Raw genomic sequence first — 16,125 nt, 5'->3', positions numbered from 1 at the left:
CCATGCTTCATAAAGAGAAGCAGTAGGGAGTGCAGCAAGCAATTAAAATAATTCCATATTAAAAACAGCTATTTAGAATATTTCCGGTACAAAAACATACGTGTATTACATTGCATTCAACTCATCCGAGCCATGATTTTCACCGGCAAAATTCGCCTCCATCACCTTTTGGTGAAAAAAAATGCTTGTGCACAAAAATTTTACAGACAGGCCCGTGTCGTTATGTTATCTCAACTATACGCGAAAGCCTATTTTGATTAAAATGATGGGCAGCGAGCGACAAATTTCGTCGCGGGAGGAAATCCAAATGTCCGTTAAGGACCACATTGGGAAAGCGTAATTCAGTCATGCGTGGTCAAGGTGATATAATCATCGGCATCGACGCGGGCACGTCCGTCGTCAAGGCTGTGGCATTCGACCTGAACGGTCGTCAACTCGATTCGGCGGCTGTCCGCAACAAATACGAAACCGGCGAACATGGCGCGGTGACGCAGTCACTCTCCCAGACATGGGAAGATTGCGCCAAAGCTCTACGCGGTCTTGCAGAAAAAATTCCAAATCTAAGCACCCGTACCGCGGCTGTTTCCGTTACCGGACAGGGCGATGGCACATGGCTAGTTGGCCGCGACAACAAGCCCGTCGGCGATGCGTGGATATGGCTGGATGCGCGGGCCGCCAATACTGTTACCAAACTTGCAGCGGGACCGATGAACCGTGCGCGCTTTGAAGCGACCGGCACCGGGTTGAACACCTGCCAGCAAGGCACCCAAATGGCGCATATGAACAGTTTCGTGCCGGAACTGCTCGATAATGCGGAAGTCGCCCTTCATTGTAAGGACTGGCTTTATCTCAATCTCACCGGCGTCCGCGCCACAGACCCCTCGGAAGCCAGTTTCACGTTCGGCAATTTCCGCAATCGTCAATATGATGATGTGGTTATTGAAGCACTCGGCCTGATTAAGCGCCGCAATCTGCTGCCCGAAATCGTGGATGGCACTCTGACGCAGCATCCTTTGTCCCCCGACGCGGCCGCTGCAACGGGTCTTTTGGCCGGTACGCCGGTGAGTCTCGGCTATGTCGATATGGTGATGACCGCACTCGGCGCTGGCGTTTATTCCGGTACTGCCGATGCAGGTTGCTCGACTATCGGATCGACGGGCGTGCATATGCGTGCGAAGCCTGTTTCCGAGATCAACCTGAATGCAGAAGGTACAGGCTACGTTATCGCGCTGCCAGTTCCCGGCATCGTCACGCAGGTTCAGACCAATATGGGCGCGACGATCAATATCGACTGGATATTGCAGATCGCAGCTGATCTTATGTCGACAGCAGACAAGCCAGTCTCACTAAACGATCTGATCCCGCGCCTTGATGAATGGTTTAACGCAAGCCGTCCCGGCGCATTGCTTTACCATCCTTATATTTCGGAAGCTGGAGAACGCGGACCTTTCGTTAATGCCTTTGCGCGGGCCGGTTTTATAGGGCTTTCAAGCCGCGACCGTTTCCCAGAACTCGTGCGTTCGGTGGTTGAAGGCCTCGGCATGGCGACGCGCGATTGCTACGCCGCGATGGGTGATATGCCTGCTGAGTTGCGTATCACAGGTGGTGCGGCGCGCTCGCGCGCTCTGCGCAGCACGCTTTCCGCAGCCGTGAATGCGCCGGTTCGCGTTTCATCGCGTGAGGAAGCAGGTGCTGCCGGTGCTGCGATGATGGCGGCAGTTGCTATTGGTGCTTATTCCAACATGGAAGATTGCATTGCGGAATGGGTTGCACCTTTGCTCGGCGCTGGCGAAGCACCTGATGCCGCACAGGCACAACGCTACGCAGAACTGTTCGGCGCCTATAAGGACGCCCGACTGGCTCTTACCCCCATCTGGGACAAGCTTGCAGCCGATCGGTAATTCGACAATCGGCTGAGATGACATATTATTTTGCCGGTATTCCGGCATCCGAAGGAGCATGAAATGGCTGAACCGGAAACCTGCGATCTGTTTGTGATTGGCGGCGGTATCAATGGCGCGGGCGTGGCTCGCGATGCAGCCGGGCGCGGCCTCAAGGTTGTGCTGGCAGAAAAAGACGATCTAGCGGAAGGCACTTCATCGCGTTCGGGCAAGCTAGTGCATGGTGGCCTGCGTTACCTCGAATATTACGAGTTCCGTCTTGTCCGCGAAGCACTGATCGAGCGCGAAGTGCTGCTCAATGCAGCACCGCACATCATCTGGCCGATGCGTTTTGTTCTGCCACACAGCCCGCAGGATCGTCCGGCTTGGCTCGTGCGCCTTGGCCTGTTCCTCTACGACCATCTTGGCGGTCGCAAGAAACTTCCCGGTACCCGCACGCTTGATTTGAAGCGCGACCCGGAAGGCACGCCAATTCTCGATCAGTACACCAAGGGCTTTGAATATTCCGATTGCTGGGTGGATGATGCCCGTCTCGTCGTTCTGAATGCTGTTGGAGCCGCTGAAAAAGGCGCAACCGTTCTGACGCGCACGCCGGTGACATCAGCGCGTCGCGAAAAAGGCGGCTGGATCGTTGAAACCAAGAACCGCGATACCGGCGAAGTGCGCAGCTTCCGCGCGCGTTGCATCGTCAATTGTGCTGGCCCCTGGGTAACGGACGTAATCACCAATGTTGCTGGCTCCAACTCTTCGCGCAATGTGCGTCTTGTTAAGGGTAGCCATATCATCGTGCCAAAATTCTGGGCCGGTGCGAATGCCTATCTGGTGCAGAACCACGACAAGCGCGTAATCTTCATCAATCCATATGAAGGCGACAAGGCGCTCATCGGCACCACCGATATTGCTTATGAAGGTCGCGCCGAAGATGTCAGCGCAGATGAAAAAGAAATCGACTACCTGCTCACTGCAGTGAACCGCTATTTCAAGGAAAAGCTGCGTCGCGAAGATGTGCTGCACAGCTTCTCCGGCGTGCGTCCGCTGTTTGATGACGGCAAGGGCAATCCGTCCGCTGTCACCCGCGATTATGTTTTCGATCTCGATGAAACCAATGACGCGCCGCTGCTCAACGTCTTTGGCGGTAAGATCACCACATTCCGCGAACTGGCTGAGCGCGGTATGCATCGCTTAAAGCACATCTTCCCGAAAATGGGCGGCGACTGGACCCATGGTGCACCGCTTCCGGGCGGCGAAATCGCCAATGCTGATTTTGAGACTTTTGCCAACAGCCTGCGCGACAGCTACCCATGGATGCCGCGCAAACTGGCCCTGCATTATGGTCGCCTCTATGGCGCACGCACCAAGGACGTGGTCGCTGGTGCAACTGACCTCTCCGGTCTTGGTCAGCATTTCGGCGGCAATCTTTATGAAGCTGAAGTTCGTTATCTCGTTGCAAAAGAATGGGCGAAGACAGCGAACGACATTCTCTATCGCCGCACCAAGCATTATCTGCATTTGACAGAAGCCGAACGGGCCGCATTCATCGCTTGCTTCGACAACGCTAAAATTGCTGCCTGAGCATGTCGCGGAAAAGTGGGAACCGGTTTTCCGATAACGACATGCTTTTGTAGTACAACCGAGGACACCATGGCCCTTACGCTTTCGCTGAACACCAATCCGCTTGTGAACCGCTTTGCAGAGCCGGATGATCTGATCGAAACCGTTGCGCGCGACCTGCGCCTGCGCGATCTGCAGCTCACGCACGAGTTCATCAATCCAAGCTGGCAGGCTTCGACCATTCGTCGCCTGACCCGCGACATGGACAAGGCATTAGAGCGCACCGGTGTCCGTGTAACGTCGGGCATGACGGGCCCCTATGGCCGCCTCAACCATTTCGGCCATCCGGATGCCGAAGTTCGTCGCTACTATGTCGACTGGTTCAAGACATTTGCCGATATCATCGGCGATCTCGGTGGCAAGTCGGTCGGCACGCAATTCGCGATTTTCACCTATAAGGATTTTGACAATCCTGAACGCCGCGAAGAGCTGATTAAGATTGCGATCGACTGCTGGGCAGAAGTTGCCGAACATGCTGCCGGTGCGGGCCTTGATTATGTATTCTGGGAGCCAATGAGCATCGGTCGTGAATTTGGCGATACAATCGCTGAAAGCATCAAGCTTCAGGATCGGTTGACCGCAGCCAATATGGCAATCCCGATGTGGATGATGGCCGACATTGATCATGGTGATGTCACCTCATCGAACCCCGATGATTTCGATCCCTATGCATGGGCGCGTGCGGTGCCAAAAGTGTCACCGATCATTCACATCAAGCAAAGCCTTATGGATAAGGGCGGTCATCGTCCTTTCACGGCTGCATTCAACGCCAAGGGCCGTATTCAGCCAGAACCTTTGCTGAAAGCCTTTGCCGAAGGTGGCGCAGTGGACAATGAAATTTGTCTTGAGTTGTCGTTTAAGGAACGTGATCCAAACGACCGCGAAGTCATTCCACAAATCGCAGAAAGTGTGGCCTTCTGGGCGCCGCACATTGACACCGGCGCTGGAGATTTGAAAATATAACCACAAGAAAACAATAAAGAATCGGGAGCAGGCAGCACAAAAATGGCAGATGCAGAGGATTCCTTAGCCCTTCGTGCCGCCTGGCTTCACTTTATTGGCGGAATGACCCAATCAGCCGTTGCAAAACGGCTGGGGCTACCTTCCGTGAAAGCGCATCGATTGATCGCCAAAGCGGTTGCAGATGGTGCGGTCAAAGTGACTATCGACGGCGATATTTCCGAATGTATCGGCCTCGAGAACCAGCTCGCCGAAAAATACAATCTCGAATATTGCGAAGTCGCACCCGATCTTGGTGAAGACGACCTGCCCCTGCTCTCCTTAGGCAATGCTGGTGCAGAATTTCTCCGTCGTGAGATTGAACATGGCGACCATGAAGTGATCGGCCTCGGCCATGGCCGCACACTTTCAGCGGCGGTCAGCCACATGCCACGCGTGGCTGCAAAGGATTTGGAATTTGTTTCGCTGCTCGGTGGCTTGACCAGAAACTTTGCAGCCAACCCGCATGACGTGATGCATCGCATTGCCGAGAAGACCGGCAGACCGGCTTACGTGATGCCTGTGCCTTTCTTCGCTAATACCGCAGAAGACCGCGAAGTGCTGCTGGCGCAAAAGGGCGTCACAACGGTATTCGACATGGGTTGCCGCGCGGAATTGAAAATCGTTGGTATCGGCACCGTCGACGCTCATGCGCAGCTCGTCACATCGGGCGTGATTGATTTGGCTGAGATGGAAGAGATTGCTGAATATGGCGCAGTGGGTGAAATGCTCGGTCACTTCTTTGATAAGAATGGCACACGATTGGATACCAAACTGACAGCCCGCACCATCGCAGCTTCAGTGGAAAATGCTGATATGAGCCGCATCATCGGTTTGGCTGGCGGTCTGTCAAAAGCCGAAGCTATTCGCGCCGTTTTGAAAAGCGGTCGTCTTTATGGGCTGATCACTGACGAGCGCACTGCAAAAGCCCTTGTGGAGTAAATCGCGCCTCATTCAACAAAACATCACAAAATAACATTTTATATGGATTATTATGTGATTTTGTGATTTAAGCTTGCGTCATAAGCAACCACGCTTTGAGATCGGAATTTTCGTGAAACGCGACGAAAGAAGACAGGCGATCATCAATCTGCTGATTGAAAATCATGCAGTTGATCTGGATGATCTTGCTGATCGTTTTGCTGTTTCCAAAATGACCATTCATCGTGACCTGGACTCGCTCGAAGAATCCGGTGTGTTGCGCAAAGTTCGCGGCGGCGCGACGATGGATCCCGGCTCGCAATTTGAAAGCGACTTCCGCTTTCGCGTGCAGCAGGACAACGAAGCCAAAATTCAGATGGGCCGCGCTGCCCTTGAGTTGATTGAACCCGGCATGACCGTGATGATCAATGATGGCTCAACGGCGGCAGTTCTTGGTAGCATGCTGGTTGAAAAGCGACCACTGACTGTGATCACCAACAATGCCGTCATCATTGAAAATCTCAAGGGCGAAGCTGGTATCAATCTGATCGCACTGGGCGGCGTTTTCTCGGCAAAGTTTAATGCATTTTTTGGTTTGCTGACCGAAGAAGCGCTCTCCAAGCTCAGTGCAGATTTTGCCTTCATTTCAGCGCCCGCAGTCAACGGACGCCTCGTCTATCACATGGATGAAAATGTCGTTCGCACCAAGCGAGCCATGACTGCATCGGCAACACGCACGTGCCTGCTGGTCAATCACCAACGTTTCCGTCGCACGGCACTTCATGTCATGGCCGATCTTGGTGACTTCGACGCCATCATTACCGATCAGTCTCCCGGTGATGCACTCGTCGCCGATCTGGAGCCAGCCGGTATCAAACTAACAATCGCAGAATAGTTTCTGCGGAACCGCATTTACACAAGCAGAAAGAGCATTCGAGCATGTCCAAATTCTGGGTAGGTACGAGCTGGAAAATGAACAAGACGCTGGCCGAAGCCCGCGTTTTTGCAGAAAAGCTGAAAGAAGCCGATGGCGATCGTTCAGCGGATATTCAGCGCTTTGTCATTCCACCCTTTACCTATGTTCGTGAAGTCAAAGACATTTTGGCCAATACATCGGTCAAAGTTGGCGCGCAGAACATGCACTGGGCTGATCAAGGCGCATGGACCGGCGAAATTTCGCCGCTAATGCTCAAGGATTGCAATCTCGACATCGTTGAGCTTGGCCATTCCGAACGTCGCGCAAATTTCGGCGAAACCAACGAAACTGTTGGCCTCAAGGTTGAAGCAGCCGTTCGTCACGGCCTGATCCCGCTTATCTGCATTGGTGAAACGCTCGAAGACCGCGAAAGCGGACGCGCTGCGGAAGTGCTTGCTGAAGAAGTGCGCGGCGCACTTTCCAAACTTTCGGATGAACAGAAGAAAGCCGAAATCCTGTTTGCCTATGAGCCTGTGTGGGCAATTGGCGAAAACGGCATTCCAGCCTCGGCAGATTACGCCGATGCCCGTCAGGCCGAAATTATTGCTGTTGCGGAAGGTATCCTTGGCCGTCGCGTGCCTTGCCTTTATGGCGGCTCGGTCAATCCCGGCAATTGCGAAGAACTCATTGCCTGCCCGCATATCGACGGCCTGTTCATTGGTCGTTCGGCATGGAACGTGGAAGGCTATCTCGACATTCTGGCGAAATGCGCCAAAACCATCAAAGCAAATTAAGGAGCAATATCATGAAAGTAGCAGTAGCAGGCGATAGCGCTGGCGAAGGTCTGGCCAAGGTTCTTGCAGATTATCTGAAGGATCGTTTTGAAGTGTCCGAAATCTCCCGCACGGATGCTGGCGCAGACACATTCTACGCAAACCTCTCGGACCGCGTTGCATCCGCCGTTCTCGACGGCACCTATGACCGCGCAATTCTGGTTTGCGGCACCGGCATCGGTGTTTGCATTGCGGCCAACAAGGTTCCAGGCATCCGCGCAGCGCTGACCCACGACACCTATTCGGCAGAACGTGCAGCACTTTCCAACAACGCGCAGATCATCACCATGGGCGCACGCGTTATCGGTTCGGAAGTTGCAAAGACCATTGCTGATGCGTTCCTTGCACAGACCTTTGACGAAAATGGGCGTTCGGCTGGCAATGTTGACGCGATCAACGAAGTCGACGCCAAGTACAACAAGTGCTGATTGTCTGAACAACGTCCCAAAACACAAAAAGCGGCGGGGAAACCCGCCGCTTTTTTGTTGCCGTAAATTGCAATTCTTAGCTGAACTTCGGGTCCAGCGAACCATCGCGATAACGCTTTGCCATATCCGACAGCGGGATTGGACGAATTGACTGAGCATGGCCAGCGGTGCCGAACTGTTCGAAGCGATCCTTGCAGAGCTTGGTCATCGCAGCCATTGCAGGCTTGAGATACTTACGTGGATCGAACTCGCTCGGGTCTTCCTGCAACACGCGGCGGATTTGGCCCGTCAGCGCCATGCGGTTATCGGTGTCGATGTTGATCTTGCGCACGCCATGCTTGATGCCGCGCTGGATTTCTTCAACAGGCACCCCCCAGGTTGGCTTCATCTTGCCGCCGTACTTGTTGATGATTTCCTGCAAATCTTCCGGCACCGAAGACGAGCCATGCATAACAAGATGCGTGTTTGGCAACTTACGATGGATTTCCTCGATCACGTTCATGGCAAGCACAGAACCGTCCGGCTTGCGGCTGAACTTGTAAGCGCCGTGCGAAGTTCCCATAGCGATTGCAAGCGCATCGACCTTGGTTTCGCGAACAAATTTCACAGCTTCATCCGGGTCTGTCAGAAGTTGGTCATGTGAAAGTTGACCTTCCGCACCGTGGCCGTCTTCTGCTTCACCCATGCCGGTTTCGAGCGAACCGAGAACACCAAGCTCGCCTTCAACCGAAATGCCGCCAAGATGGGACATTTCGCTGACCTGGCGTGTAACGGAGACGTTGTAGTCCCAGTCAGCAGGCGTCTTGCCGTCCGCCTTGAGCGAGCCGTCCATCATGACGGATGTAAAGCCAGCCTGAATTGCGGTCATGCAAGTGGCGGCTTCGTTGCCATGATCGAGATGCACGCAAACCGGGATATGCGGGTAGATTTCAGTGACCGCATCCATCATGTGACGGAGCATAATGTCGTTCGCATAAGAACGCGCACCGCGTGACGCCTGCAGGATAACCGGCGAATTGGTCGCGTCGGCAGCTTCCATAATAGCAAGCGCCTGTTCCATGTTATTGATGTTGAAAGCCGGAACGCCATAGCTATGTTCAGCAGCGTGGTCGAGCAATTGACGGAGCGTAATACGTGCCATCTGAGTTTCCTCCTAATTAGAGCATGTCGCGGAAAAGTGGGAACCGGTTTTCCGATGACGACATGCGTAGAAATAAAGAACTAGAGCGAACGCGCGTAATATTCGCCGAGAACATCGACTTCTTCCGCAACGCCAAACACCAGCGCGCTGCGCTCGTGATAGGTTTCAGGAATAATATCGAGAATCGGTGTGGAACCATTGGTCGCCTTGCCACCAGCCTGCTGGCTGAGGAAAGCAATTGGATTGGCTTCGTAAACGAGGCGCAGACGGCCCTTTTCATAGCCCGGACGCGCATCGTCCACGTAGAAGAAGATGCCGCCGCGCTGCATGATGCGATGCATGTCGCCGACAGCTGCACCCAACCAACGCATATTGAAATTGCGTCCGCGTGGACCGTCCTTGCCGTTGTAGCAATCATCGACATAGGCCTTCATACCAGCCGACAGGTGACGATATACGGATGCGTTATAGGCGAGATCTGACGTACGTTCAGGGAGTGTCACATTTTCACGCGTGATCTGGAAGATACCGCTGACAGGATCGAGCGTCGCGAAAATCACGCCTTCCCCAACCGAAAGCGCAAGATCAATCGAGTTGCCGAACGAGACATAGCCTGCCGCCAGCTGGCGATTGCCCGGCTGCAAAAACGGCTCGTCAACATCAGCAGGAAAAATCGAGAAAATGGTGCCAAGTGGTGCGCCAAGGCCAACATTGCCCGATCCGTCAAGCGGGTCGATTGCGACAGCGACCAGACCATCGGCTTTGCCCGGAACCGGAAGTTCTGCTTCTTCAGACAGTACCGATGCAGCGCCTGCCGCAATCAGCAGTTCTACAAAGAGATTATGCGAACCAACGTCAATGCTTTTTTGCTGGTCGGAATCGCTATTAACGCCGACGAGCTTGCCCGGATTCCCTGGAAGCGAGCCGCGCGCGATGCGACCAGCGAGACGACCTGATCCAGCCAAGATTGCCTTGATCACATTGCTTGTTGCGAGACGCAAGTGATCTTGGCCTGCCCATGTATCAAGATATTCGCCAACAGATTGCAGATTGATAACATCTGTATCGCCAGCCAAAACGAGCGGCGCGTAATTACCTACCATTGTCATTCGCCCTGCTCCCGAAGAAGCTGCGTTTGTGGCATGCAGACTGCACGCTGGGTTTTGTTAAAAGCGGGGGAAGCGGAACTCATTTACTGGCAATCTCCATGCAGATGTCTTTAAGACACGCCCTTATTGGGCTGAGACATGCCGGACGTAACACCGTTTTGAGATCATAACAATAATCCCACTAACATTATAACGATTGAAATGTGATATCGTGTTTTAAAATCATGTTAATTACGGATATGCGGCGTCATTTCCCCAAGCGGAAGGCACATTGAAACGCAAAACGAGTCACGAAGTCATTGAATGACTCACATTTTATGGAAAAACAGGAGAATTATAACATCTCAGTGTGAGAAGATTCCAAGCGCGTTGAGAAGCGGAGAGAATTTCAAACCATTGTGCTGAAAAATAATCAGCTTCGGTTTTATATATTTGTTGCGGCGCTGTAAGCACCGCTCGCTCAGCAAGGAGATGCTCTATTCCGGCTTTTTCTTATCGGGATTGTAGGTGACGAAAAAACGAAAAGATGCCCACAGGCCAAGCGCACCGAACAACATGGCCCAACCGATGCTTCCCATGAAAACTTCGAATGCAGCCCAAGCGAGACAGCTACCCGCGATTAAAACCCGTGTCCACAAGGGACGAAAGCGCGGATCATCAAACTCAAACATCTTTTAGCCTTGCTATGCTTAACGTAGTCACATCATGCATAGATGATTTGAGACTAAGATTAAACCACTTCGATCACGTCAGAAAATAATCAATCGAAAATTTGGAATGATCTGTATGCTCAAAAGGGTAAAATATGGCACGCTGTCAAATTATTTGAGAAACTAATTTCTTGTTAGTATGTGATTAGCAGATCATGATTGGCTCTATGGATCAATCATATTACATAAATATCGCAATCGCACTGCTTCCATTTATTTTTTGGATAGCAATACTATTCCTGCTTTCTTCACCATTTAGAATGGCATCACAAGCAAACTTATCTCCCGCCGATAACAAAGATATTGCCGACGACATTTATACAGAGAATTGCGTAATTATACCTTACGGCTTGATATTCCCAATTTATTATAGATCGAATTCTGGTCTGCAGAAATTTGGATGATAAACGTAAGTTTTCTATTTTAAATAAATGATATCTAATCTGTAAGAAAATGTAACAGAGGGAAGACTTTTTCCGTCTATTATTCGCAAATACATCAACGTCAGCGAGAATTTACAGTCCAGAAATTCTGCCAATCCTGAAGTTTTAAATAGTCGCTTTCATCGGTCTCGGAATGTGGAGCACAGAGCTTAGTCCATGACTTTCACGATACCGGCGAGGAACTATTGGAGGCTTTGTCAGAGGGACGCATAGACCTTGCCTATAACGTGCCTTTGTCTGATGTCAGCAAATGGCATTACGATGCCGCGAAATTTGCCGTAACAGTGCCTCAAGATTATGTGGTTGCCCTGGACTGCGCTCATCCCAGAACGAAGTGAACATCGCCGAACAAGCGATCATGTTTGTCCTATCCCCCTGACGGACAAACGATACTTCGACAATCTGGCTTAGTAGCAAATGCCAGTCGTTCTAAAATAACATCACTAAAAGCCATTGAACTAGGTTCAGAGCTTTTAGTCTATCTTGATGGACTTAAGCGGAGCCGCCTTCTCGATACATGGTTCCAGCTAATCATCCACGACTAACCAACACAAACCCCACCGACCAAACACCGTTTCCGTAACTATCTAAAAAGGCCAAAGATATTTAATCCCTGGCCTTTTTAATCACTTAAATAAGCCCTTCTTCCTTAAGAGCTTTCTGCACAGCGGGGCGACCCATAACTCGTTCACGAAGAGCAAGCGCCTTAGGATAAGCTGAAAGATCGACTTTCATCAGCAAGCCCCAGCCAATAATGACGGCTGCATAAGCATCCGCTTGCGTGAACTCCGTACCAAGCCAATATGGATGGCCTTCACCAAGCATAGCTTCAAACTGGCTCATACGGCGATTGATTGACCCTACTACAGAAGCCTTGGCCTCATCAGAAAGATTTGGCGCAAACAGACCACCAAAAGCAACGTGCAGATCGCCACAGAAACCGAGTGCTTCCTGCAAGCGAGCGCGTTCAATCGTGCCATAAGCTGGTTTGAATGCAGCTACATCGGAATGATCTCCGATATATTGCAGGATTGCTGAATTTTGGGTGATGACTTTACCCGGCTCAACTTCGATAGCTGGGACTGCACCGCGCGGATTAATCTTCAAATACTCTGCACCACTTGCAGTCTTCTTTTCCTTCAAATCAACTGTTTCGAGATCGTAGGTAAAACCTGCTTCGCTCAAAACGATATGAGGGGCAAGAGAACAAGCTCCCGGCTTATAGTAAAGCTTCATGATAGACTCCGTTGCAATTCGATTCGAACGGTTCTTATCACTTTTAAATAAAAGAAAAATATTGATTACAATCACAAAGTTGGGAGGTATTTTTATCTATTGGGAACACCAACAACAATCATTATTCTAATTCAAAAGCAGGGCAGCGCCCTTTGCAGCCAAAGCTAGGCTGTGTTTACAAGCAAGCCGCGTAAAATCGTGGTGGTGATTGTTTTCGCTGCTTTCACATAATCGGCTTCTACGAGCTTATCAACATCAAGCGCATCACAGGCGAGAGCTTCAAACTCGACATAAAATTGGGTTGCTGACCACAGCAGAATGAACAGGTGCCGCGCATCGACTGGCATGATTTTGCCCGATGCTGCCCATGCGTCGATGACGCTCGCCTTTTCAGCCGTGACCCTGCGCATGTGTTCACGCGCATCGAGCGAGAGATGCTCCGCCCCCTGTAAAATCTCATTGGCAAACAGACGCGTTTCGGCTGCATTTTCCCATGCATGAGTGAGCTTGGCGCGAACATAGGCTTCGATGGCTTCTGCTGGTTCACGGTCAGCTGAAATGTGCTTGAATGCATCATCCCAACTATGAATCAGCCGGTCGATTGCTGCGTTGTAAATCTCTTCTTTGGATGAGAAATAATAATAGACATTTCCCTTTGGTAATCCCGAAGCTTTGGCAATTTCAACTATGCGCGCACCATCAAGCCCCTTTCGAGAAAATATCTCCACAGCGGCGGTCAATATCTTGAGGATGTTGCGCGCTCTGATCGTTTCATCAGAAACCACCTGATCTTCAGGTTCCACTTCCGCCGATCTGCTATGTTCTGCCATTGGTTATCCCATTGTTTTCAAGTGCTTTTCTGAGATTAATCATCCCAGTCAGACATGCGCGCGCATCCACTGGTCTACTCATACAACAGTAAGAGACCAATAGAATCGAGTGACCAATAAAAAAGAAGTTGACAAAATGGTCAACTTCTTTCCATAAAAAGCTGACAAAACGGTCAGGTTCTTAAAATTGCCTGACTACCGCAACCTTGGGGAGGGTGCGAATGACTGTGCGGTTAAAAACTGCAATGGAGGAATTTCTGTCAGATTGGCCCGCCGATCTGCCTGAGCCATGGCGCGTACTTCTCGGCAATGTTGCCCTTGATTTTGATGGCATTGCGCCAGAACTTGAGCTGGAAATCTGGGAGCCGATTTTTCCGGTTCGCCGCGGCAAACACTTTCCGGGAATGCCGGTCGCTACGCATTGCCTGCGCGCCTTTGATGGTATTTCGCCTGATGATGTTCGCTGCGTGGTTCTCGGACAGGACCCGTATCCTGAGCCAGGCTTTGCAACCGGGCGCGCCTTCGAAGCGGGTAATCTGGCTGGTTGGAATGAACTCAACAAGATGTTTTCTAAAAGCATCCGCGCTTACACGCAGCAGATCGTTGCCGCGCGCACCGGAGATTTGTCCTATGCGCGCAGTTTTGCGGATTGGCCGAAGACTTTAGATGCGATTGAAAGTGGCACGGTTGAGTTGGAACATCCTTCCACTATTGCGGATCGCTGGGTTTCTGAGGGTGCACTGCTCCTCAATGCGTCTCTGACGCTTACGCGCTTCCGGGTCGATGTGGATGCGCATCAGTCTCAGGGGCATCTCGTTCTCTGGCGTCCATTGATCGTGGCAACTCTGCGTGTGCTCGCAGCACGCGGTAAACAACTGGTGTTTCTGGGCTTTGGTGATGCTGCCGAACAGGCACTTAAACTTGCAGGCATAGACGAAACCATCGGTGGCAACCTGCGCTGCGTTCTGCGCGATCATCCGGCATTTGCGGACAATGTTTTGTCCCGTCCCAATCCATTCATTCTCTGCAATGATTTTCTGAAGGAGATGGGTGCTGAACCCATCAATTGGTAACATGGCTGCAACGGCAACATTTGATTACATCATCATCGGTGCAGGTTCCGCTGGTTGCGTTCTGGCCAACCGTCTTTCAGCGGATCCGACCAATAAGGTGCTGCTGCTGGAAGCGGGCGGAAAAGATCTTAATCCGCTGTTCCGCCTTCCTATGTTGATGGGAAAGCTGTTTCATTCGGGCATTTACAACTGGCATTATCACACCGAGCCTGAACCACACCTCAATGATCGATCGCTCTATTGGCCTCGTGGCAAAGTGCTTGGCGGTACATCGACCATCAACGGCATGATCTATGTCCGTGGCAATCGTCATGATTATGATCGCTGGTCGCAGATGGGCGCGACAGGCTGGTCTTATGATGAAGTACTGCCTGCATTTCTTCGTTCCGAAACCCATGTGCAGCGCAAAGATGCCTTTCACAACACAAAAGGCGAACTGACTGTTTGCCGTGCGCGCGGCTGGAATGGCTTGCTGAATGTTTTCAACCAAGCAGGCGAACAAGCTGGTTATCCGCTCAATGATGATTTTAATGGTGAAGAACAGGAGGGCTTTGGCCGTTACGACTTTACCATCACCACAGGTAAGCGCTGCTCTACAGCCTATGCTTTTCTGCGCCCGGCTAAAAAGCGGCCAAACCTGACCATTATCACCCGCGCTCATACGCGGCGTATTCTGATTGAAAATGATCGTGCTATTGGCGTTGAGTACAGCCGCAAGGGCAAAGTGGCTAGGGTCCATGCTGACCGCGAGGTTATCCTGTCGGCGGGTGTGGTCAATTCTCCGCAAATCCTGATGCTGTCCGGTATTGGTGCAGCAAGTGAGCTCACAGAACATGGCATCAAAGTCGTAAAAGACCTGCCCGGTGTTGGCAAAAACCTTCAGGACCACGTCGATTGCGTGATGGCTTACGAATGCCCGGAACCGGTTACGCTTTATTCCGATCTGCGCGCCGATAAACTGACATGGTCGGTTATTCAAGGGATGCTGTTTGGGGAAGGTATCACCACGACCTTCCCCTATGAGGCAGGCGCATTTGTTAAATCACGTACCGATCTGGCCGCTCCTGACATTCAGCTTCATTTCATGCCTGCGCTTGAAAAAACCGCAAATCTGCACTTTCCAAATCCGTTCAAAAAAGAGCGCGTAGAAGCCAATCATGGCTTCTCGCTGCGTGTTGGCCCGGTCAATCCGGAAAGCCGTGGCCAGATTAGTTTGCGTTCCGCTGATCCGATGGATCGCCCGCGCATCAATGCCAATTATCTGCAAACCGAGTTCGATATTCGCACCATGATCAATGCAATCCGCATGACGCGCGATGTGATCAAGCAAAAGGCGTTCGATAAATATCGGGGCAAGGAGCTTGCCCCCGGACCGGACGTTGAAAGCGATGCAGAGCTAACCAAATGGCTGCGCGCCAATGCGATGACCACCTTTCATCCGGTTGGAACTTGCAAGATGGGCAATGACCCGATGGCCGTGGTTGATGCGCGGCTTAAAGTTCACGGCGTGGAAGGTCTGCGTGTCGCAGACGCGTCAATCATGCCAATTATTTCGAGTGGCAACACCAACGCTCCCGCGATCATGATCGGCGAGCGCGCTGCCGAATTCATTTTAGAGGAGGCATCCCTGTGATCGTCGAACATCGCACATATACTTTCAAACCCGGTACGGTCGATGGCTGGCTCAAGAAATATGAGACAGAAGGCTTGCCGATCCAGAAGCGGCATCTCAATACGTTTCTCGGCCTTTATGTCAGTGAAATCGGACATTTACACCGCACGGTGCTCATGTGGCGCTATGACAGTCTTGCTGATCGCGAAGCACGTCGCGCCGCGATGTATGCCGACCCTGAATGGCAGACATTCATCGCTGGGGTGTGGGCACTCGATGCTATCCAGACGCAGGATGTGATGATTATGAACCCGGCTTCGTTTTCGCCGGGCGCTTAAAAGCAAAAGCCTAAGGGCGGCGCT

General features: G+C 51.7%; 15 protein-coding genes. 10 read left to right on the top strand and 5 right to left on the bottom strand.

Annotated features, from left to right (window positions below; all coding sequences use genetic code 11):
* Positions 1-347: 347 nt before the first annotated feature.
* From J2782_RS08025 to derI, 7 genes are all read left to right on the top strand, one after another.
* Positions 348-1,901 carry an FGGY-family carbohydrate kinase gene (locus J2782_RS08025; RefSeq protein WP_310011219.1) on the top strand — a complete coding sequence of 518 codons (1,554 nt, stop codon included), beginning with the start codon at positions 348-350 and terminating at the stop codon, positions 1,899-1,901.
* 63 nt (positions 1,902-1,964) lie between these two features.
* Positions 1,965-3,473, top strand: a complete 1,509-nt coding sequence (locus J2782_RS08020; RefSeq protein ID WP_310011217.1) for a glycerol-3-phosphate dehydrogenase — start codon at positions 1,965-1,967, stop codon at positions 3,471-3,473.
* A 69-nt stretch (positions 3,474-3,542) separates the two neighbouring features.
* Positions 3,543-4,475: a TIM barrel protein gene (locus J2782_RS08015; protein ID WP_310011215.1), complete on the top strand. Its 933-nt coding sequence runs from the start codon at positions 3,543-3,545 to the stop codon at positions 4,473-4,475.
* 42 nt (positions 4,476-4,517) lie between these two features.
* Entirely contained in the window at positions 4,518-5,453 is a 936-nt protein-coding gene (locus J2782_RS08010) for a sugar-binding transcriptional regulator (protein WP_310011213.1), read from the top strand.
* Positions 5,454-5,565: 112 nt separating this feature from the next.
* Complete coding sequence (locus J2782_RS08005) at positions 5,566-6,327, top strand: DeoR/GlpR family DNA-binding transcription regulator (protein ID WP_250043807.1); 762 nt, start codon at positions 5,566-5,568, stop codon at positions 6,325-6,327.
* A 44-nt stretch (positions 6,328-6,371) separates the two neighbouring features.
* Complete coding sequence (locus J2782_RS08000) at positions 6,372-7,142, top strand: triose-phosphate isomerase (RefSeq protein ID WP_310011210.1); 771 nt, start codon at positions 6,372-6,374, stop codon at positions 7,140-7,142.
* Between the two features lie 11 nt (positions 7,143-7,153).
* A complete protein-coding gene (gene derI, locus J2782_RS07995) occupies positions 7,154-7,609 on the top strand; it encodes a D-erythrulose-4-phosphate isomerase (protein WP_007878291.1) in 456 nt (151 codons plus the stop codon).
* Between the two features lie 76 nt (positions 7,610-7,685).
* On the opposite strand, the gene fba is transcribed toward derI, so the two are convergent.
* From fba to J2782_RS07970, 5 genes are all read right to left on the bottom strand, one after another.
* Entirely contained in the window at positions 7,686-8,750 is a 1,065-nt protein-coding gene (gene fba / locus J2782_RS07990) for a class II fructose-bisphosphate aldolase (protein ID WP_310011208.1), read from the bottom strand.
* Between the two features lie 80 nt (positions 8,751-8,830).
* Entirely contained in the window at positions 8,831-9,859 is a 1,029-nt protein-coding gene (locus tag J2782_RS07985) for a class 1 fructose-bisphosphatase (protein WP_310011206.1), read from the bottom strand.
* A gap of 476 nt (positions 9,860-10,335) precedes the next feature.
* The gene (locus J2782_RS07980; protein ID WP_310011204.1) at positions 10,336-10,530 is read right to left on the bottom strand and encodes a DUF3329 domain-containing protein; all 195 of its coding nucleotides are present in this window, start codon (positions 10,528-10,530) and stop codon (positions 10,336-10,338) included.
* A gap of 1,112 nt (positions 10,531-11,642) precedes the next feature.
* The gene (gene gst, locus J2782_RS07975) at positions 11,643-12,248 is read right to left on the bottom strand and encodes a glutathione transferase (RefSeq protein ID WP_310011201.1); all 606 of its coding nucleotides are present in this window, start codon (positions 12,246-12,248) and stop codon (positions 11,643-11,645) included.
* Positions 12,249-12,412: 164 nt separating this feature from the next.
* Positions 12,413-13,078 carry a TetR family transcriptional regulator C-terminal domain-containing protein gene (locus J2782_RS07970; RefSeq protein WP_310011199.1) on the bottom strand — a complete coding sequence of 222 codons (666 nt, stop codon included), beginning with the start codon at positions 13,076-13,078 and terminating at the stop codon, positions 12,413-12,415.
* A 221-nt stretch (positions 13,079-13,299) separates the two neighbouring features.
* On the opposite strand from J2782_RS07970, the gene J2782_RS07965 reads away from it, so the two are divergent.
* From J2782_RS07965 to J2782_RS07955, 3 genes are read left to right on the top strand one after another with little or no spacing between them, the layout of a single operon-like run.
* Positions 13,300-14,151 carry a uracil-DNA glycosylase family protein gene (locus J2782_RS07965; RefSeq protein ID WP_310011197.1) on the top strand — a complete coding sequence of 284 codons (852 nt, stop codon included), beginning with the start codon at positions 13,300-13,302 and terminating at the stop codon, positions 14,149-14,151.
* Position 14,152: 1 nt separating this feature from the next.
* Positions 14,153-15,784 carry a GMC family oxidoreductase gene (locus tag J2782_RS07960; protein ID WP_310012289.1) on the top strand — a complete coding sequence of 544 codons (1,632 nt, stop codon included), beginning with the start codon at positions 14,153-14,155 and terminating at the stop codon, positions 15,782-15,784.
* Complete coding sequence (locus J2782_RS07955; RefSeq protein ID WP_310011196.1) at positions 15,781-16,101, top strand: NIPSNAP family protein; 321 nt, start codon at positions 15,781-15,783, stop codon at positions 16,099-16,101. Before J2782_RS07960 ends, J2782_RS07955 begins: the two co-directional genes overlap by 4 nt.
* The last annotated feature ends 24 nt before the right edge of the window (positions 16,102-16,125 follow it).

This window comes from Brucella pseudogrignonensis (assembly GCF_031454375.1).
In the GTDB taxonomy this organism is placed as follows: domain Bacteria; phylum Pseudomonadota; class Alphaproteobacteria; order Rhizobiales; family Rhizobiaceae; genus Brucella; species Brucella pseudogrignonensis_A.
This window is presented reverse-complemented; position numbering and strand designations above follow the sequence as displayed.